Raw genomic sequence first — 16,326 nt, 5'->3', positions numbered from 1 at the left:
TGAGCCGCCGCCGGGGCGGCCAGCCGGGCGACCTGTCAGGGCCACCTTCAAGGCGACCTTCAAGGCGACCTTCAGGGCCACCTTCGAGGCGACCTTCAAGGCGACCTGTCACGGCGCCCCCGGAGCGCCCCGTGCGCGCGGCGGCCGGCCTGTCCGGCTTGCCGCGACGCCGTGGGTCGCGCCCGGCCGGCCGCGTGAATGATCTCGCGCCGGCCCGCCTCTTTCTTCGCCCCCCTTTCAACGTCTGAACCGTACCGTCATGAAGCCAGCCTACCGCGACGCCACCCTCGACGATCTGCCCGCCATCGTCGCCATCTACAACGCCACGGTGCCGTCACGCCAGGTGACCGCCGACCTGGCGCCGGTCAGCGTCGAGAGCCGGCTGGGCTGGTTTCACGCGCATGGGCCGCAGACGCGGCCGCTGTGGGTCGTCGAGGCGCAGGGCCGCGTCATTGCATGGCTCAGCTTTTCGGATTTCTACGGCCGGCCGGCGTACCGGCACACCGCGGAACTGAGCATCTATCTGGACGAAGCCGCGCGCGGCCAGGGCCTCGGCAAGGCGCTGCTCGCGGCGGCGCTGGATGCGGCGCCGGGGCTCGGCATCGATACCGTGCTCGGCTTCATTTTCGGCCACAATGAGCCGAGCCTGCGGCTGTTTCGCGGCTTCGGCTTTGCGGACTGGGGCAATCTGCCGCGCGTCGCGGTGCTCGACGGCGTCGAGCGCGATCTGCTGATCCTCGGGCGCCGGGTCGCGCACGCCGCGTAAGTCATATCAGCCGCCTTCAGCGGAATTTCCGCAGGACATCAATCATCATGTTTGTCGATTCGCACTGCCATATCAATTTCGAAGGACTCGCCGAGCGGCTGCCGCAGGTGCTCGACAACATGCGCGCGCACGCGGTGTCGCACGCGCTGTGCGTGTCGGTCGACCTGGAGACGCTGCCCTCGGTGCTCGCGATCGCCGACGCGTACGAGAACGTCTATGCGTCGGTCGGCGTGCATCCCGACCACGAGGATGCGCGGGAGCCGGACGTGGCCGAACTCGTCGAGCTGGCCGCCCACCCGAAGGTCGTCGCAATCGGCGAGACCGGGCTCGACTACTACCGTCTCGAAGGCCGCTCGCTCGACGACATGGAATGGCAGCGCGCGCGCTTTCGCACCCATATCCGCGCCGCGCACGCGACCGGCAAGCCGCTCATCGTGCATACGCGCGCGGCGTCGGCCGATACGCTGCGCATCATGGCCGAGGAGCGCGCGGGCGTGCCGGGCGGCGTGATGCACTGCTTCACCGAGCCGTGGTCGATTGCCGAGCAGGCGCTTGCGCAGAATTTTTACATTTCGCTGTCGGGCATCGTCACGTTCAAGAGCGCGACCGACGTGCAGGACGTCGCGCGCCGCGTGCCGCTCGAGCGCCTGCTGATCGAAACCGACTCGCCGTATCTCGCGCCGGTGCCGTATCGCGGCAAGCCGAATGAACCTGCGTACGTCAGCCATGTCGGACGCTTCATCGCGCAGCAACGCGAGATGCCGGAAGCGGCGCTGGCCGCAGCCACCACGCAGAATTTCTTCCGGCTGTTCAGGATTCCCGCGGCGGCCGCCGCCTGAAGGCTGAAGCTTAATCAAATCAATACGTTAGGAACGACTCTTGAAGCCCATTATGAACATGACCCCGACCTTTTCCTCCGCCGCTGTCCGTCTCCCGCGCGCGTCGCGCACCCGCGCGCTGCGCCGCGCCGCGCTCGCGGGCGGTCTCGTCTGGGCCGCGCTCGCGGCGCTGCCGGCGCACGCGAGCCCGGCCGACACGATGATCAAGGCGGTGAAGTTCGACGACGTGAAGGAAGTCGACCGGCAACTCGCCCAGGGGATGGATCCGAACCTGACCGACGACCAGGGCATGCCGCTGCTGGTGCTCGCCGCGCGCGAGAAGTCCGACAAGGTGGCCGCCGCGCTGATCGCCGATCCGAAGGCGAACCTGGAGATCGAGGACAAGGCGGGCGAGAACGCGATGATGCTCGCCGCGCTGAACGACGATCTGCCGATCGTGCAGGCGCTGATCGCGAAGGGCGCCGAAGTCAACAAGAAGGGCTGGGCGCCGCTGCACTACGCGGCGGCGAACGGCCATGACGACGTCGTGAAGCTGCTGCTCGACCACGCCGCGTACATCGACGCCGGTTCGCCGAACGGCACGACGCCGCTGATGATGGCCGCGCGCGGCGGTCACGTGTCGACGATCCAGTTGCTGCTCGACAGCGGCGCGGATCCGTCCGTGAAGAACCAGATCGGCATGACCGCGCTCGATTTCGCGAAGCATTACCACGAACCCGACGCGGTGACGGCGCTCGCCGCGCGCACCCCGGCGGCGCAGCCGAAGTAGGCCGGCGCGCGTCAGCGTCCGCAAAAAAAGTGCAGAATAGCGGCTGCGGCGCGCCGCGCCGGCGCGCCGCAGCCGGTCGGATCCGGACCGCTCGACCAAGACCAGGAAAGAAAACCATGCTGCGGGTTCTGATTTGTGCCGGGGCACTGGCCGTACCGCTGACGGCCTCGGCATTCACGGCGGCCGACCTCAACAGGCTGTGCGAAAAGACCGACGTGGCGTCGCGCGCCGCGTGCGCCGGCTACATCACGGGCGCCGCCGACGGCGTGTTCAACACGATCGACGCGATCGGCGGCACGACCGGGCCGCGCGTCGGCCAGTATTTCTGCCTGCCGGCGGACACCCGCTCGCAGCAGCTCACGGACGCCGTGCGCAAGTACATCGCGGAAAATCCGAATGTCGCGGGCTACAACGCCAGCACGGCGATCTCGCTCGGCCTCGGCAAGGCCTTTCCCTGCCGTAACGGTAGCTGAGCCCGGGCCGCGCGGCGTTCGCCGCCCGCACGCGGCACTGTTCTTGCTGCGGCATCAGCCGAACCCGGGATGCCGGATCGACGGCACGCCGCCGCGATCCTGTCCGTTCGTCTGCAACCGGTCGCGCGCGCGACGGTCGAATCCGGCATCCTGTCAGCGTGACGTGCGCCGGTACGGCGGCGTTGCGCGCCTGATCCGGGAGGACTACAGATGGGCCGATTGATCGTCGTGTCGAACCGCGTCGCGACGCCGGAGGAAACCGGCGGGTCGGCCGGCGGCCTGGCCGTCGGCGTGTTCGGCGCGCTGAAGGATACCGGCGGGGTCTGGTTCGGCTGGAGCGGCGACGTCGTCAGCGAACCGGTGGCGAATGCCGGGCCGGCGCTCGTCCAGTCGGGCAGCGTGACGTTCGCGACCGTCGGCCTCACGCGTAAGGATTACGACCAGTACTACCGCGGTTTCTCGAACGCGACGCTGTGGCCGGTATTCCATTACCGCAACGACCTTGCCCGCTACGAGCGCGACGAGTACGCGGGCTACCGGCGCGTGAACGCGTGGCTCGCGCACCGGCTGATCCCGCTGCTGCAGCCGGACGACCTGATCTGGGTCCACGACTATCACCTGATCCCGTTCGCCGAGGCGCTGCGCGCCGAGGGCGTGACGAACCGGATCGGCTTTTTCCTGCACATTCCGTTTCCCGCGCCGCAAGTGCTGCTGAACATCCCGCCGCACGAGGAACTCGTGAAGTCGCTGTGCTGCTACGACCTGCTCGGCTTCCAGACCGCCACCGACGAGCAGGCGTTCCACGACTACATCGTGCGGATGGCCCGCGGCAGCGTCGACGCCGCGCATCGTATCGACGCGTTCGGCCGCACGCTGCGCACGGGCGTCTACCGGATCGGCGTGTTTCCCGACGAGATCGCGCAGCAGGCGCGGCGCAACGAAGGCCGCCAGCACGTGCTCGACCTGAAGCAGAGCCTGGAAGGACGCAAGCTGATCATGAGCGTCGACCGGCTCGATTATTCGAAGGGGCTCGTCGAGCGGTTTCGCGCGTTCGAACTGCTGCTCGAACGCGCGCCGCAGTGGCGCGGCAACGTGACGCTCGTGCAGATCGCACCGCCCACGCGCGCGGACGTCGTCACGTACCAGCAGACCCGCCACGATCTGGAGTACGAAGCAGGGCGCATCAACGGCCGCTTCTCGGGCCTCGACTACACGCCGATCCACTACCTGAACCAGCGCTACGAGCGCAGCCAGCTGATGTCGCTGTTCCGCGAATCGCAGGTGGGATTCGTCACGCCGTTGCACGACGGGATGAACCTGGTCGCAAAAGAGTATGTCGCCGCGCAGAATCCGGACGATCCCGGCGTGCTTGTGCTGTCGATCTTCGCGGGCGCGGCCGCGGAACTCGAAGGCGCGCTGCTCGTGAATCCGCACGACGCCGCCGCGATGAGCGACGCGCTGCAGGAGGCGCTGTCGATGCCGCTCGACGAGCGGCAGCGCCGCCATCACGTCAACATGGACACGCTGCGCCGCAACGATCTGGGCGTCTGGCGCGATTCGTTCCTGCGCGATCTGAGCGGCATGCGGGCGGACGATCCGGCCTGAGCGCGGGGTTGGCCGCGGGTTGCCGAGGGTTGCCGAGGGCGCCTGAGGGTAGCCAGGCGGCGCCCGAGCGGGACCTGATCTGTACCTGAGTGGCACCTGAGCGGTACCTGAGCGGGACCCAAAGCGAGATACCTGAGGGCCCTCCGGGGAGCGCCCGGAGCACAGCCTGTTGCTGGACTGTAACAGCGCCTGGCATTTGAAAGGCCCGGCACGCAACGTGCTGCATTCGGCAATAATGCAGAACGAAAGGTGGATGTCTGCCCGCATGCCGGGTCCGCGCGCCGCCGTTCGGGATGCAGTCTGATGCCCAGCCTGACGGAGACAAACGATGAGAATTGCGCAGATCGCGCCCCTGACCGAATCGGTGCCGCCGAAGCTCTATGGCGGCACCGAGCGGGTCGTGTCGTACATCACCGAGGCACTGGTCGACCTGGGCCACGATGTCACGCTGTTCGCGAGCGGCGATTCGGTCACGCGCGCGAAGCTCGAAGCGGTCTGGCCGCGCGCGCTGCGCCTCGACCCGGCGATCCGCGACCGGATCGCGCCGCACATGCTGCTGATGGAAATGGTGCGCCGCCAGGCCGATACCTTCGACGTGCTGCATTTTCACATGGACTACTACTCGTTCTCGGTGTTCAAGCGCCAGGACACGCCGTTCGTGACCACGCTGCACGGGCGTCTCGACCTGCCGGAGCAGCAGCCGGTCTTCGACACGTTCGATACGGCGCCGGTCATCTCGATCTCGAACGCGCAGCGCCAGCCGCTGCCGCAGGCCCGCTGGCTGGCCACGGTCTACCACGGCCTGCCGGAGACGCTGTACCGGCCGCAGCCGGTCGCGCAGAGCTACCTCGCGTTTCTCGGCCGGATCTCGCCGGAAAAGCGCGTCGATACGGCGATCCGCATCGCGGCGCACTGCGGCTTGCCGATCCGCATCGCCGCGAAAGTCGACGCCGCGGACCGCGAGTACTTCGAGCGCGACATCAGGCCGCTGCTCGCGTTGCCGCATGTCGAGTACATCGGCGAGATCGCCGACGACCAGAAGGCCGCCTTCCTGTCCGGCGCGCATGCGCTGCTGTTTCCGATCGACTGGCCGGAGCCGTTCGGCCTCGTGATGATCGAGGCCATGGCGTGCGGCACGCCGGTGATCGCGTTCAATCGCGGCGCGGTGCCCGAAGTCGTCGAAGACGGCATCACCGGCTTTATCGTCGAGGACGAGATCGGCGCGGTGGCGGCGGTCAACCGCTTGCCGCTGCTGTCGCGCGCGCGCGTGCGGCAGCGCTTCGAGGCCCGCTTCACGTCGCGCCGGATGGCCCAGCAGTACGTCGAGGTTTATCAGTCGGTGATCCGCGCGCAGAAGCGCGCACGCTTCAAGGTGATCGACACGGGCGCGCCGGGCTGATGCGCCGGCGCCCGCCGGACCGTCAGGCGGGCGATGCCTGAGGCATCGCCCGCGTCGCCTGCCGGCGGCCGATGCCCGGCGTTCAGATGTTCAGCCGCGAAACCTTCGTGCCGTTGATCGAGATGTCGCCCATCAGGCCGGCATTGGTCAGCACGAACACCTCGACCGGGGCGGTCGCGGTGGTGGTGTCGATCGCGCCGTTTGCGCCCATCTTCACGAGTGCGACCGATGCGTCGCCGCCGGCGGACCAGCCGTTGGTGCTGCGGAATTTGTCGAGCGCGTCCTGCGTCATGAACAGGAAAATGATCGCCTTCGACTGCGCGCCGGCCTGCAGTCCGAACGATCCGGACACGGTGCTGTAATAGCCGGCCGTGTGGCCGCCGACGCGCAGCGACCCCTCGCCATACTGCCCGCCGACGATGAAGCCCGCCTGCAGCACCGACGGGAACACGAGCACGCCGCGCGCCTTCGCCATCAGTTCGCGCGAGCCCGGCACGGTTTGATAGAGACGCGAGATCGTCGCGTCGACGCTTGCGTCGATCGACTGCCGCTTCGACTGGCTGGTCGAGGCGTTATCGGGCGTGCCTGGTGTCGTCGTGCAGCCGGCGAGGACCAGACCGGCGAGTGCGAAGGCGACGCCGGCCCGGCGCATGAAGGTTCTTCTTTGCATCGTTTTTCTCCATCAGGATTCCGCGACACGACGGGTGTGCGCGGCGGGTTGCGTCCCCTGTTATATCACAAGCGTTTTGAAAGGATCGGCGAGGCGGGCGCGATCACTGATGCGGCGTGCTTTTGACGGGCGGGCGCCGCAGCGCGCGCTTGACTCCGCCCAGCACGACGCCGATCGCGAACAGCGTGGCGGCCGGCACGACCCAGTAGCCGACGAACGCGTGCCACAGGTAGGCCATCAGCGTGGTGCGGCGCACGGCGTATTCGTCGCGCGCGGCCTGCTGGCGCGGCGCGTTGGCCGCCAGCACGTCGGCAGGACAGCCGGCCGCGCGCGCCTCGTCCGGCTGGCCGCGGCAGTGCGCGGGGGCGCCCGCGGCGCGCTGCGCATCGGTGAAGTCCCAGTGCGTGAGCGCGTTGTCGAGTTCGACGCGGTTATATGCCATCTCGACCTGGACTTCGCGCACCGCGACGATCGCGACCGGCACCAGCCAGAAGATGATCACGAGCAGCCAGCGTCTGAGCCAGCGGTTCTTGCGTCTCCAGACCATTCTTGCCTCCGTGCGATGCGGATCAGATCGGCATCAACGACAAGATGGCGGCCCTCGGACTGGCGCAGGACAGGAATACCGGAATAGGGGGGGCCGTCTCCGCCGTCATCATAGAAGAAAACGTGCGGTAGCGAAGGGGCTTCGGACGGTGCGGCGCACCATGGGAGCGCGGCGGGAGCGAGAGCAAGAGCGGGGCAGCGAAGGGGCGCTGCGCGGAACGTGTATGCGCGGATGCCGCCGCGCGGGTGGCGCCGCGTGCAAGGGGCACGCGCACGCCGAAGACCAGGACCAGCGTGGGCCGGCCCCGGCCGCGGCGCTTAGCCCTTGTTGCTCAGGCAGCTCTTCATGAACGCCTTGCGGTCGTCGCCTTTGCGCTCGCCTGCCTGCTTGTTGCAGTCCTTCATGCGCTCCTGCGGCGACATCATCGGCTTCGCGGACAGGCACGACTTCATGAAGGCCTTGCGGTCGTCGCCCTTGCGCTCGCCCGCCTGCTTGTTGCACATCGCCATCTTCGATTGCTGGCTGTTTTGCGCGAACGACGGCGTGCTCAGTGCGGCGCCAACGACACATGCTGCGAGAAGGACCTGGATTTTCATGGGACGCTCCATCGGGAGGGTGGTGTGATGGGAAGTCTTGCCGGCAGGCATCCGGTTGATCCGGGTTCAGCCGCCGCCGGTATTATGGCAAAGCCGTAGGGAAAAACGGATCGGGATGTCAGCCGGTTGACAGCACGCCGGCCAGGTTTCCCCTGAGGCCTGCGCTGCGCCGCCATAAGGCCGGGTTGGCGCTGGGTTAGCGCTGGGTTGGCGCTGGGTCATCCCGGCCGACGCGCGCGGGCGCGACGCGCCGGCAAGGCCGACTCACACCGGTTGCGCCGGCGCCGTCGTGGCAGAATGCCGGCCTGGGAGCCGTGCTCCGATCCGGCGCGGCGTCTGTGTGAAACAGGAGGAGCGTGACGATGCATTACCTGCTGATGTACGACCTGTGCGCCGATTATCTCGAACGCCGCGCCGCCTGGCGCGATGCGCATCTGAAGCTCGCGTGGGCCGCGGCCGGACGCGGCGAACTGCTGCTCGGCGGCGCGATCAACGAGCCGACCGATCGCGCGCTGCTGCTGTTCACCGGCGATTCCCCGGCGGCCGCCGAGGCGTTCGCGCGAGCCGATCCGTATGTGCGCGAAGGGCTGGTCACGCGCTGGCGCGTGCGTCCGTGGATGACGGTGGTCGGCGACGCTGCCGCGCAGCCGGTGCGCTGAGGCCGCGGCGGCCGCGGGCCGCGCGCGGCACGGCGCAGCAGGCGCGATACGCGATACGCGGTCTGCAGAACCCGGAACCCAGAACCCGGAACCCGATACCCCGGCCCGCCGCAATGAACACGGGCGCTGCATCGCGGCAGCGCCCGTCGCCCGCAGGCCGGGGCGTACCCGGCTCCGGGGATGCGGTTACTGCTGCTTCACTTCGAGCCGGAACTTGTGCAGCAGCGGCTCGGTATAGCCGCTCGGCTGCGCGAGCCCTTCGAACACCAGCGCGCAGGCCGCCTTGAACGCGAGCGAGCGGTCGTAGTCCGGCGCCATCGGCCGGTAGTGGGGATCCCCGGCGTTCTGCGCGTCGACCACCTTCGCCATGCGCTCGAACGTCTGTTGCACCAGTTCGCGCGTGACGACGCCATGGCGCAGCCAGTTCGCGATGTGCTGGCTCGAGATGCGCAGCGTCGCGCGGTCTTCCATCAGGCCGACGTTGTTGATGTCCGGCACCTTCGAGCAGCCGACGCCCTGGTCGACCCAGCGCACCACGTAGCCGAGAATGCCCTGCGCGTTGTTCTCGATTTCCTGGCGGATTTCCTCGTCGCTCCACTGTGCCGACCCGACGACCGGAATGGTCAGCAGTCCGTCGAGCAGTTCGTCGCGCACGCTCGCGAGATCGATGCGTTCGAGTTCCTGCTGGACGGCCTGCACGTCGACCTGGTGATAATGCAGTGCGTGCAGCGTCGCGGCGGTCGGCGAGGGCACCCACGCGGTGTTCGCCCCGGCTTTCGGATGCGCGATCTTCTGTTCGAGCATCGCGTGCATCAGGTCCGGCATCGCCCACATGCCCTTGCCGATCTGCGCGCGCCCGCGCAGGCCGGCGGCGAGACCGACCAGCACGTTGCTGCGCTCGTACGCGGTGATCCACGCGGTGTTCTTCATCGCGCCCTTGCGCAGCATCGGGCCCGCTTCCATCGACGTGTGCATCTCGTCGCCAGTGCGGTCGAGAAAGCCGGTGTTGATGAACGCCACACGCTCGCTCGCCTGCGCGATGCACGCCGCGAGGTTCACGCTGGTGCGGCGCTCCTCGTCCATGATGCCCATCTTGATCGCGTTGCGCGCGAGGCCGAGCAGGTCCTCGACGCGCGCGAACAGCTCGCTCGCGAACGCGACCTCGTCCGGGCCGTGCATCTTCGGCTTCACGATGTAGATCGAGCCGGTGCGCGAATTCAGCTTGTGCTGGCGGTCGTGCAGCGCGCACAGCGACGTGATCACCGCGTCGAGAATGCCTTCGGGGATCTCGCGGCCGTCGCGGTCGAGCACGGCCGGATTGGTCATCAGGTGCCCGACGTTGCGCACGAACAGCAGCGAGCGGCCGTGCAGCGTGAGCGGCGCGCCGTTCGCGCCGGTGTACGCGCGGTCCGGGTTCATCCGGCGCGTGAAGGTTTTGCCGCCCTTCGTCATCTCCTCGGCAAGCGTGCCGTTCATCAGGCCGAGCCAGTTGCGATAGAGCTGCACCTTGTCGTCGGCGTCGACTGCGGCCACCGAGTCCTCGCAGTCGATGATCGTGCTGACCGCCGCCTCGAGCAGGATGTCCTTGACGTGCGCGCGATCGGTCTGGCCGATCGGGTGATGCGCGTCGATCTGGATTTCGAAGTGCAGCCCGTGGTGCTTCAGCAGCACCGCGGACGGCGCCGCGGCGTCGCCCTGATAGCCGATGAACTGCGCGGGCGTTTGCAGCGAGGCGGTGCCGCCGGCGAGCGCGACGACGAGCTGGCCGTCCGCGACGCGATAGCCGGTTGCGTCCGCGTGCGAGGCGCCTGCCAGCGGCGCGGCCTCGTCGAGGAACGCACGGCCGCGCTCGATCACGCGCGCGCCGCGCACCGGGTTGAACGCGGCGCCTTTTTCGGCGCCGTCCGTTTCGGGAATCGCGTCGGTGCCGTACAGCGCGTCATAGAGGCTGCCCCAGCGCGCGTTGGCGGCGTTCAGCGCATAGCGCGGATTGGACAGCGGCACCACCAGTTGCGGGCCGGCCTGCGCGGCGATTTCGGTGTCGACGTGGTCGGTCGTCGCGGTGACGCGTCCGGGCACCGGCACGAGGTAGCCGATGTCGGCGAGAAAGCGCCGGTAAGCGGGCAGGTCGCGCACCGGGCCCGGATGCGCGCGGTGCCACTGGTCCAGTTCGCTCTGCAGCCGGTCGCGTTCGGCGAGCAGCGCGCGGTTTTTCGGGGCGAGCGCGTGCACGATCGCATCGAACCCGCTCCAGAATGCGGCGCGATCGATGCCGGTACCGGGCAGCGCTTCCTGTTCGACAAACTGGACGAGATTCGTGGCGACCTTCAACCCGCCTTGCTGGGTCATCTGAGTCATGGACTGCTCCATCTGATTCTGATTGGCTGAACCGTTGTGGGGGCAACGGCATGAGGCTCGACTGCGTGGCGGCGCCGCGGCGTGGCAGCGCCGCCCTGGTCCGCCGCGGTTATCCGTTGAGCGCGGCGACGCCGGCCCTGGCGATCTGGGCGTCCTGGTCGGACTTGACGCCCGACACGCCCACCGCGCCGACCACCTGGCCGCCGGCCATCACCGGCACGCCGCCTTCGAGCGTGCCCGCGAGCGGGGCGCTCAGGAACGCGGTGCGCCCGCCGTTGATCATGTCCTCGTACACCTTCGTCTCGCGGCGGCCGAGCGCCGACGTGCGGGCCTTTTCGGTCGCGATGTAGGCGCCGGCCGGCGCGCAGCCGTCGAGGCGCAGCAGCGCGAGCGGATGCCCGCCGTCGTCGACCACCGCGATCGCGACGGCCCACTGGTTGCGCTCGGCTTCGGCGCGGGCGGCGTCGAGGATCCGGGTGGTCTCGGCAACGCTCAGAACGGGTTTGGTCAGCATAATGAATTTCCTGTTGGATCCGGCTAGGTTAGGTGAGAGCTTCTTCTACAAGTTCGATCCAGTGCCGCACGCGCGTGCGTCCGGCACCGTCCAGATGGGTCTGGCAACCAATATTGGCCGTCACGATCAGATCGGGCTTGCCGCTTTCGAGCGCATCGAGCTTGCGTTCGCGCAAGGTCGATGCGAGCGCGGGCTGCGTGATCGAGTAGGTGCCCGCCGAGCCGCAGCACAGATGCGCGTCCGGCACCGCGGTGAGCGCGAAGCCGAGCCGCTGCAGCACGCGCTCCACCGCGCCGCCGAGCTTCTGCGCATGCTGCAGCGTGCACGGACAGTGAAACGCGAGCCGTTGCTGCCGCGCATCCACGGCAAGCGTGTCGAGCGGCTGCGCGTCGAGCACTTCCACCAGATCCCGCGCCATCTCGCTCACCCGTTGCGCCTTGTGGGCATAGACCGGGTCGTCGCGCAGCAGATGGCCATATTCCTTCACGAACGCGCCGCAGCCGCTCGCCGTCTGCACGATCGCCTCCGCGCCGGCTTCGAGCGCCGGCCACCAGGCGTCGATGTTGCGGCGCGCCCGCGCGAGTCCGGCCTCGTGCTCGCCGAGGTGGTAGTCGGTCGCGCCGCAGCAGCCCGCGCGCGGCGCCGGCACGACGCTCACGCCGAGCCGGTCGAGCACGCGCGCGGCCGCCGCGTTGGTGTTCGGCGACAGCGACGGCTGCACGCAGCCCTCCAGCATCAGCACCGTGCGCGCATGGCGAGCGACGGGGCGGGCGCGGGCGGGCGCGGTCCGTGGCGGAATTTTACGTCCAAGCGCGCGGGGAAGTAATGGCCGGATGAAACGGCCGGCTTTCAGCAGCGCGCCGAACGCCGCCGGACGCGGCACCACGCCGCGCAGTCCGGCGCGCAGCGCGCGTTCGCCGGCTGGCCGCCCGACGCGCCGCTCCAGCTCCGCGCGGCCGATGTCGAGCAGCGCGTGATAGCGCACGCCGGACGGGCAGGTGGTTTCGCAGTTACGGCAGCTCAGGCAGCGGTCGAGGTGCGTCTGGGTCGTGCGCGTGACCGGCTCGCCTTCGAGCATCTGCTTGATCAGGTAGATACGCCCGCGCGGGCCGTCGAGCTCGTTGCCGAGCACCTGGTAGGTCGGGCAGGTCGCATTGCAGAAGCCGCAATGCACGCACGCGCGCAGGATGGCTTCGGCCTCGTCGGCGCGGGCGAGGGTTTTCGCGGAATCGCTCAGGTTCGTTTGCATCGTGTCGGTCGCAGGGTGTCGGTCAGAGGCCGGAGGGCGTTGATCGGAGAGGCGGTGCGGCGCACCGCGCGGCGTGCCTACAGCCCGGCATACAGGCGCCCGGGATTGAAGAGCCCGCGCGGGTCGAGGCGCTGCTTGAGCTGCTGGTGCAGCCGCAGTAGCGCGGGGGCGAGCGGCTCGAACGGCTCGGCGTGCGGCGCGAATGCGTCCAGATGCCCGCCGGCGGCCGCCACGGCCGCGCGCAGCGTCGCGACGGGGGCCTCGCTCTTGATCCAGCGCTGCGCGCCGCCCCAGTCGAGCAGCGTGTCGCCGGGCAGCGCGAGCGTGCGCACGGGCGGCAGCGACGCGCGCCACAGCGGTCGCGGGTCCGCGAAAAACGCGAGCCGGTGCTCGCGCAGCGCGTCCCAGAAGAGGGCGTCGAGCGGCTCCCCGCCGATCTGCGCGGCCGCCGCGGCGACCGATCCGACGCCGCCTTCGAGCCGCACATGCAGACGGCCGTCGACATGGCACGCGCCGGTGAGCGGCAGCGCCGCGTCGCGCCACGTGGCGAGCGCGCGCAGCGCCGACGCCTCGTCGAGCGCCAGCACGAGGCTGCGCGTCGCGCGCGGCTTCGGCAGCACCTTCAGCGACACCTCGGTGAGCACGCCGAGACAGCCGTAGCTGCCGGCGAGCAGGCGCGACAGATCGTAGCCGGCGACGTTCTTCATCACTTCTCCGCCGAAGCGCAGGTGCTTCGCTTCGCCCGTGATCACGCGGCAGCCGAGCACATGGTCGCGCAGCGCCCCGGACCACGGCCGGCGCGGCCCGGACAGGCCGGCCGCGACCGCGCCGCCGACGGTCGCGGCGCCGAACACTGGCGGCTCGCACGGCAGCATTTGCCCGGCGGCGTCGAGCACCGCGTTCAGCTCGGCGAGCGGCGTGCCCGCGCGCGCGGTGATCACGAGTTCGGTCGGGTCGTAGCCGACCACGCCGCGATGGGTGCGCGTGTCGAGCGCCCGCGCGTCGACCGGGCGGCCGAGGTGGGCCTTGCTGTCGCCGCCCCGGATGCGCAGCGGCGTGCGGGTGACGAAGGCGCGTTCCACCTCGGCGACGAGCGCCGCGCTGTCGTCGCGGTCGGCCAGATCGGCGGGCATTGCGGCGGGTATCGTAGTGGGCGTTGTGGCAGGCATCGCGGAGGGCGTCGTGGCGGGCATTGCGGTGGGCGTCATGGTGGGCATCAGAAGCGCTCCAGGTCGGCAAAAGGCAGCGCGCCGCGGTGCACGTGCATCGCGCCGAACTCGGCGCAGCGCTGCAAGGTGGGGATGTTCTTGCCGGGGTTCAGCAGCCCGGCCGGATCGAACGCGGCTTTCACCGCGTGAAACACCTTCAGTTCGTCGGGATTGAACTGCGCGCACATCTGGTTGATCTTTTCGCGCCCGACCCCGTGCTCGCCGGTAATGCTGCCGCCGACCTCGACGCACAGTTCGAGAATCCGCGCGCCGAGCGCCTCGGCCCGCTCCATCTCGCCGGGCGCGTTCGCGTCGAACAGGATCAGCGGGTGCAGGTTGCCGTCGCCCGCGTGGAACACGTTCGCGACCTGCAGCCCGTACTCGCGCGACAGGTCTTCGATCGCCTTCAGCACGCGCGGCAGCGCGCGCCGCGGAATGGTGCCGTCCATGCAGTAGTAGTCCGGCGATACGCGTCCGACCGCCGGAAACGCGTTCTTGCGCCCGGCCCAGAAGCGCTGCCGCTCGGCCTCGTCGCGCGCGAGCCGCACGTCGGTCGCGCCGGCCGCGCGCAGCAGCGCCTCGACGCGCTCGCAGTCCTCGCGCACGTCACTCTCGGCGCCGTCGACCTCGCACAGCAGGATCGCCTCGGCGTCGACCGGGTAGCCCGCGTGGATGAAGTCCTCGGCCGCGCGGATCGCGAGCTTGTCCATCATTTCGAGGCCGCCCGGAATCACGCCCGCGCCGATGATGTCGCCGACCGCGGCGCCGGCCCGCGCGACGTCGTCGAAGCTCGCCATCAGCACCCTCGCGCTTTGCGGGCGCACCAGCAGCCGGACGGTCACCTCGACGACCACGCCAAGCATGCCCTCCGAGCCTGTGAAGAGCGCGAGCAGGTCGAAGCCGGGCGCATCGGGCGCATCCGCGCCGAGCGTCAGGCGCTCGCCGTCGATCGTGACGATCTCCAGCTTCAGGATGTTGTGCACGGTGAGCCCGTACTTCAGGCAGTGCACGCCGCCGGCGTTCTCCGCGACGTTGCCGCCGATCGAGCACGCGATCTGCGAGGACGGGTCGGGGGCGTAGTAAAGGCCGTGCGGCGCGGCGGCCTGCGAGATCGCGAGATTGCGCACGCCAGGCTGCACGCGCGCGGTGCAGCCGGCGGGATCGATGTCGAGGATCCGGTTAAAGCGCGCCATCACGAGCAGGATGCCCTGTTCGAGCGGCAGCGCGCCGCCCGACAGGCCCGTGCCCGCGCCGCGCGCGACGACCGGAATGCCGCGCGCGCTGGCGAACCTCATCAGCGCCTGAACCTGGTCGATCCGCTCGGGCAGCGCGACCAGCAGCGGCGTTGCCCGATACGCGGCGAGGCCGTCGCATTCATACGGACGCAGCGCCTCGGGTTCGTGCAGGATCTGCAGGTCCGGCAGCTGCGCGCGTAGCGCCGCCACCGTGTCGGCCCGGTCGTGAAGGGGGAGCGTTCCATCGAGACGCTCGTCGTACTGGTAGCTCATTGGCGTGTCTCCCGAGGCTCCTGCCGGGCGTCGGATGACGGGGCGAGCCTTGCGCAAGCGGGGATTGTCGGGGTTCGTGCCCGGCGTGTCGACGCTCCCGCCAGCTGGTCGTACCAGTTTTTTCATGAGCGAATTGCATCGACCATCGCGCTATTCCATGACTGGCGGGCATCAGAAAGCGGTGACACTCCGGGCTGTGTTAGTATTTTCAACTGGTCATACCAGTGGGGCGGGCGATGCAGGAGGCACGGGAACAGCCGGTTCGGCAGGTGGCGGACGTCGTCGCGCAACGGATCGAGCAACTGATCGTCGACGGCGTGCTGAAGTCGGGCGACGCGCTGCCGTCCGAACGGCGCCTCACCACGAGGCTCGGGGTCTCGCGCACCGCGCTGCGCGAAGGGTTGAAGCTGCTGCGCGCGCGCGGGATCATCGACACCGCGCAGGGGCGCGGCTCGTTCGTGGCGCAGTTGACGCCGCAGCCGGAACTGTCGCCGATGATGCATCTGCTCGGTTCGCAGCCGCGCACGCTGTACGACCTGTTCGAGGTGCGCGGCATGCTGGAGGCCGAATCCGCGCGGCTCGCCGCGCTGCGCGGCACGCCGGCCGACTATGTGCTGATCACGCGGCGCTACGAGGAGATGCTCGCCGCGCACGCGCAGCCGACCAGCCCGTCGACGCATGCGCGCCTCGACCACGCGTTCCATCTGGCGATCTGCGAGGCGTCGCACAACCCGGTGCTGGTGCACACGCTGCGTTCTCTGACGGATCTGCTGCTGAGTTCGGTGTTCGCCTCGGTCAACAACCTGTATCATCGCGAACCGCACAAACGCGTGATCGACCGGCAGCATGCGCGGCTCTACAACGCCGTCACAGGCCGCTTGCCGGAACAGGCGCGCAAGGCCGCGAGCGAGCACATCAGCAGCGTCTGCGTGAGCCTGAAAGAGATCGAGCAGGAGGAGCAGCGGCTCGTGCGCGCGACGCTGCGGCTCGAAGGCTGGGAATGAGCGCGGCGCGCGCTGTCATCGCGCGTCATCCCTGTTTTGCCGCGTGTAAGGAACGTCGGCGCGTTTCTGTGCGACGCTAGCGTCTGACGTTTGCCTTGACGCTCGCCTTGGCGTTTGCTTTGGCGCTCGCTTCAACGGTTGCTGCGGCGTTTGCCCGAACGC

General features: G+C 69.2%; 16 protein-coding genes. 8 read left to right on the top strand and 8 right to left on the bottom strand.

Annotation, left to right across the window (positions count from 1 at the left end):
* The first annotated feature begins 259 nt into the window (after window positions 1-259).
* The 6 genes from AC3AP7_RS08480 to AC3AP7_RS08455 all read left to right on the top strand — a co-directional run bounded on the left by AC3AP7_RS08480 (window position 260) and on the right by AC3AP7_RS08455 (window position 5,851).
* Window positions 260-766 carry a GNAT family N-acetyltransferase gene (locus AC3AP7_RS08480; protein WP_475764020.1) on the top strand — a complete coding sequence of 169 codons (507 nt, stop codon included), beginning with the start codon at window positions 260-262 and terminating at the stop codon, window positions 764-766.
* 47 nt (window positions 767-813) lie between these two features.
* Window positions 814-1,605 (top strand): TatD family hydrolase, encoded by a 792-nt coding sequence (locus AC3AP7_RS08475; protein WP_475764022.1) that lies wholly within the window; start codon window positions 814-816, stop codon window positions 1,603-1,605.
* Between the two features lie 58 nt (window positions 1,606-1,663).
* Entirely contained in the window at window positions 1,664-2,374 is a 711-nt protein-coding gene (locus AC3AP7_RS08470; protein WP_475768016.1) for an ankyrin repeat domain-containing protein, read from the top strand.
* A gap of 116 nt (window positions 2,375-2,490) precedes the next feature.
* Window positions 2,491-2,847, top strand: a complete 357-nt coding sequence (locus AC3AP7_RS08465; RefSeq protein WP_475764023.1) for a Rap1a/Tai family immunity protein — start codon at window positions 2,491-2,493, stop codon at window positions 2,845-2,847.
* 210 nt (window positions 2,848-3,057) lie between these two features.
* The gene (gene otsA, locus AC3AP7_RS08460; protein WP_475764025.1) at window positions 3,058-4,452 is read left to right on the top strand and encodes an alpha,alpha-trehalose-phosphate synthase (UDP-forming); all 1,395 of its coding nucleotides are present in this window, start codon (window positions 3,058-3,060) and stop codon (window positions 4,450-4,452) included.
* 328 nt (window positions 4,453-4,780) lie between these two features.
* Window positions 4,781-5,851 carry a glycosyltransferase family 4 protein gene (locus AC3AP7_RS08455; RefSeq protein ID WP_475764027.1) on the top strand — a complete coding sequence of 357 codons (1,071 nt, stop codon included), beginning with the start codon at window positions 4,781-4,783 and terminating at the stop codon, window positions 5,849-5,851.
* 82 nt (window positions 5,852-5,933) lie between these two features.
* Here AC3AP7_RS08455 and AC3AP7_RS08450 read toward each other — a convergent pair whose 3' ends face one another.
* The 3 genes from AC3AP7_RS08450 to AC3AP7_RS08440 form a co-directional block, all read right to left on the bottom strand.
* Window positions 5,934-6,521: a BPSL1445 family SYLF domain-containing lipoprotein gene (locus AC3AP7_RS08450; protein ID WP_475764029.1), complete on the bottom strand. Its 588-nt coding sequence runs from the start codon at window positions 6,519-6,521 to the stop codon at window positions 5,934-5,936.
* Between the two features lie 103 nt (window positions 6,522-6,624).
* Window positions 6,625-7,068 carry a hypothetical protein gene (locus AC3AP7_RS08445; protein WP_475764031.1) on the bottom strand — a complete coding sequence of 148 codons (444 nt, stop codon included), beginning with the start codon at window positions 7,066-7,068 and terminating at the stop codon, window positions 6,625-6,627.
* 317 nt (window positions 7,069-7,385) lie between these two features.
* The gene (locus AC3AP7_RS08440; RefSeq protein ID WP_475764033.1) at window positions 7,386-7,664 is read right to left on the bottom strand and encodes a PsiF family protein; all 279 of its coding nucleotides are present in this window, start codon (window positions 7,662-7,664) and stop codon (window positions 7,386-7,388) included.
* Between the two features lie 362 nt (window positions 7,665-8,026).
* Here AC3AP7_RS08440 and AC3AP7_RS08435 point away from each other — a divergent pair, with 362 nt between their 5' ends.
* Window positions 8,027-8,323 carry a YciI-like protein gene (locus AC3AP7_RS08435; protein WP_475764035.1) on the top strand — a complete coding sequence of 99 codons (297 nt, stop codon included), beginning with the start codon at window positions 8,027-8,029 and terminating at the stop codon, window positions 8,321-8,323.
* A gap of 186 nt (window positions 8,324-8,509) precedes the next feature.
* Here AC3AP7_RS08435 and AC3AP7_RS08430 read toward each other — a convergent pair whose 3' ends face one another.
* The 5 genes from AC3AP7_RS08430 to glcD form a co-directional block, all read right to left on the bottom strand.
* Complete coding sequence (locus tag AC3AP7_RS08430) at window positions 8,510-10,681, bottom strand: malate synthase G (RefSeq protein WP_475764037.1); 2,172 nt, start codon at window positions 10,679-10,681, stop codon at window positions 8,510-8,512.
* A gap of 109 nt (window positions 10,682-10,790) precedes the next feature.
* Entirely contained in the window at window positions 10,791-11,195 is a 405-nt protein-coding gene (locus tag AC3AP7_RS08425; RefSeq protein ID WP_475764038.1) for a heme-binding protein, read from the bottom strand.
* Between the two features lie 28 nt (window positions 11,196-11,223).
* The gene (gene glcF, locus AC3AP7_RS08420; RefSeq protein ID WP_475764040.1) at window positions 11,224-12,444 is read right to left on the bottom strand and encodes a glycolate oxidase subunit GlcF; all 1,221 of its coding nucleotides are present in this window, start codon (window positions 12,442-12,444) and stop codon (window positions 11,224-11,226) included.
* 77 nt (window positions 12,445-12,521) lie between these two features.
* The gene (gene glcE, locus AC3AP7_RS08415; RefSeq protein ID WP_475764042.1) at window positions 12,522-13,577 is read right to left on the bottom strand and encodes a glycolate oxidase subunit GlcE; all 1,056 of its coding nucleotides are present in this window, start codon (window positions 13,575-13,577) and stop codon (window positions 12,522-12,524) included.
* 83 nt (window positions 13,578-13,660) lie between these two features.
* Window positions 13,661-15,160: a glycolate oxidase subunit GlcD gene (gene glcD / locus AC3AP7_RS08410; RefSeq protein ID WP_475764044.1), complete on the bottom strand. Its 1,500-nt coding sequence runs from the start codon at window positions 15,158-15,160 to the stop codon at window positions 13,661-13,663.
* Between the two features lie 236 nt (window positions 15,161-15,396).
* Here glcD and glcC point away from each other — a divergent pair, with 236 nt between their 5' ends.
* Entirely contained in the window at window positions 15,397-16,164 is a 768-nt protein-coding gene (gene glcC / locus AC3AP7_RS08405) for a transcriptional regulator GlcC (protein ID WP_475764046.1), read from the top strand.
* Window positions 16,165-16,326 lie beyond the last annotated feature (162 nt).

The organism is Paraburkholderia sp. PAMB 6770 (genome assembly GCF_057748135.1).
The sequence above is the reverse complement of the archived record's forward strand: the minus strand, read 5'-3'. Positions and strand labels throughout refer to the sequence as shown.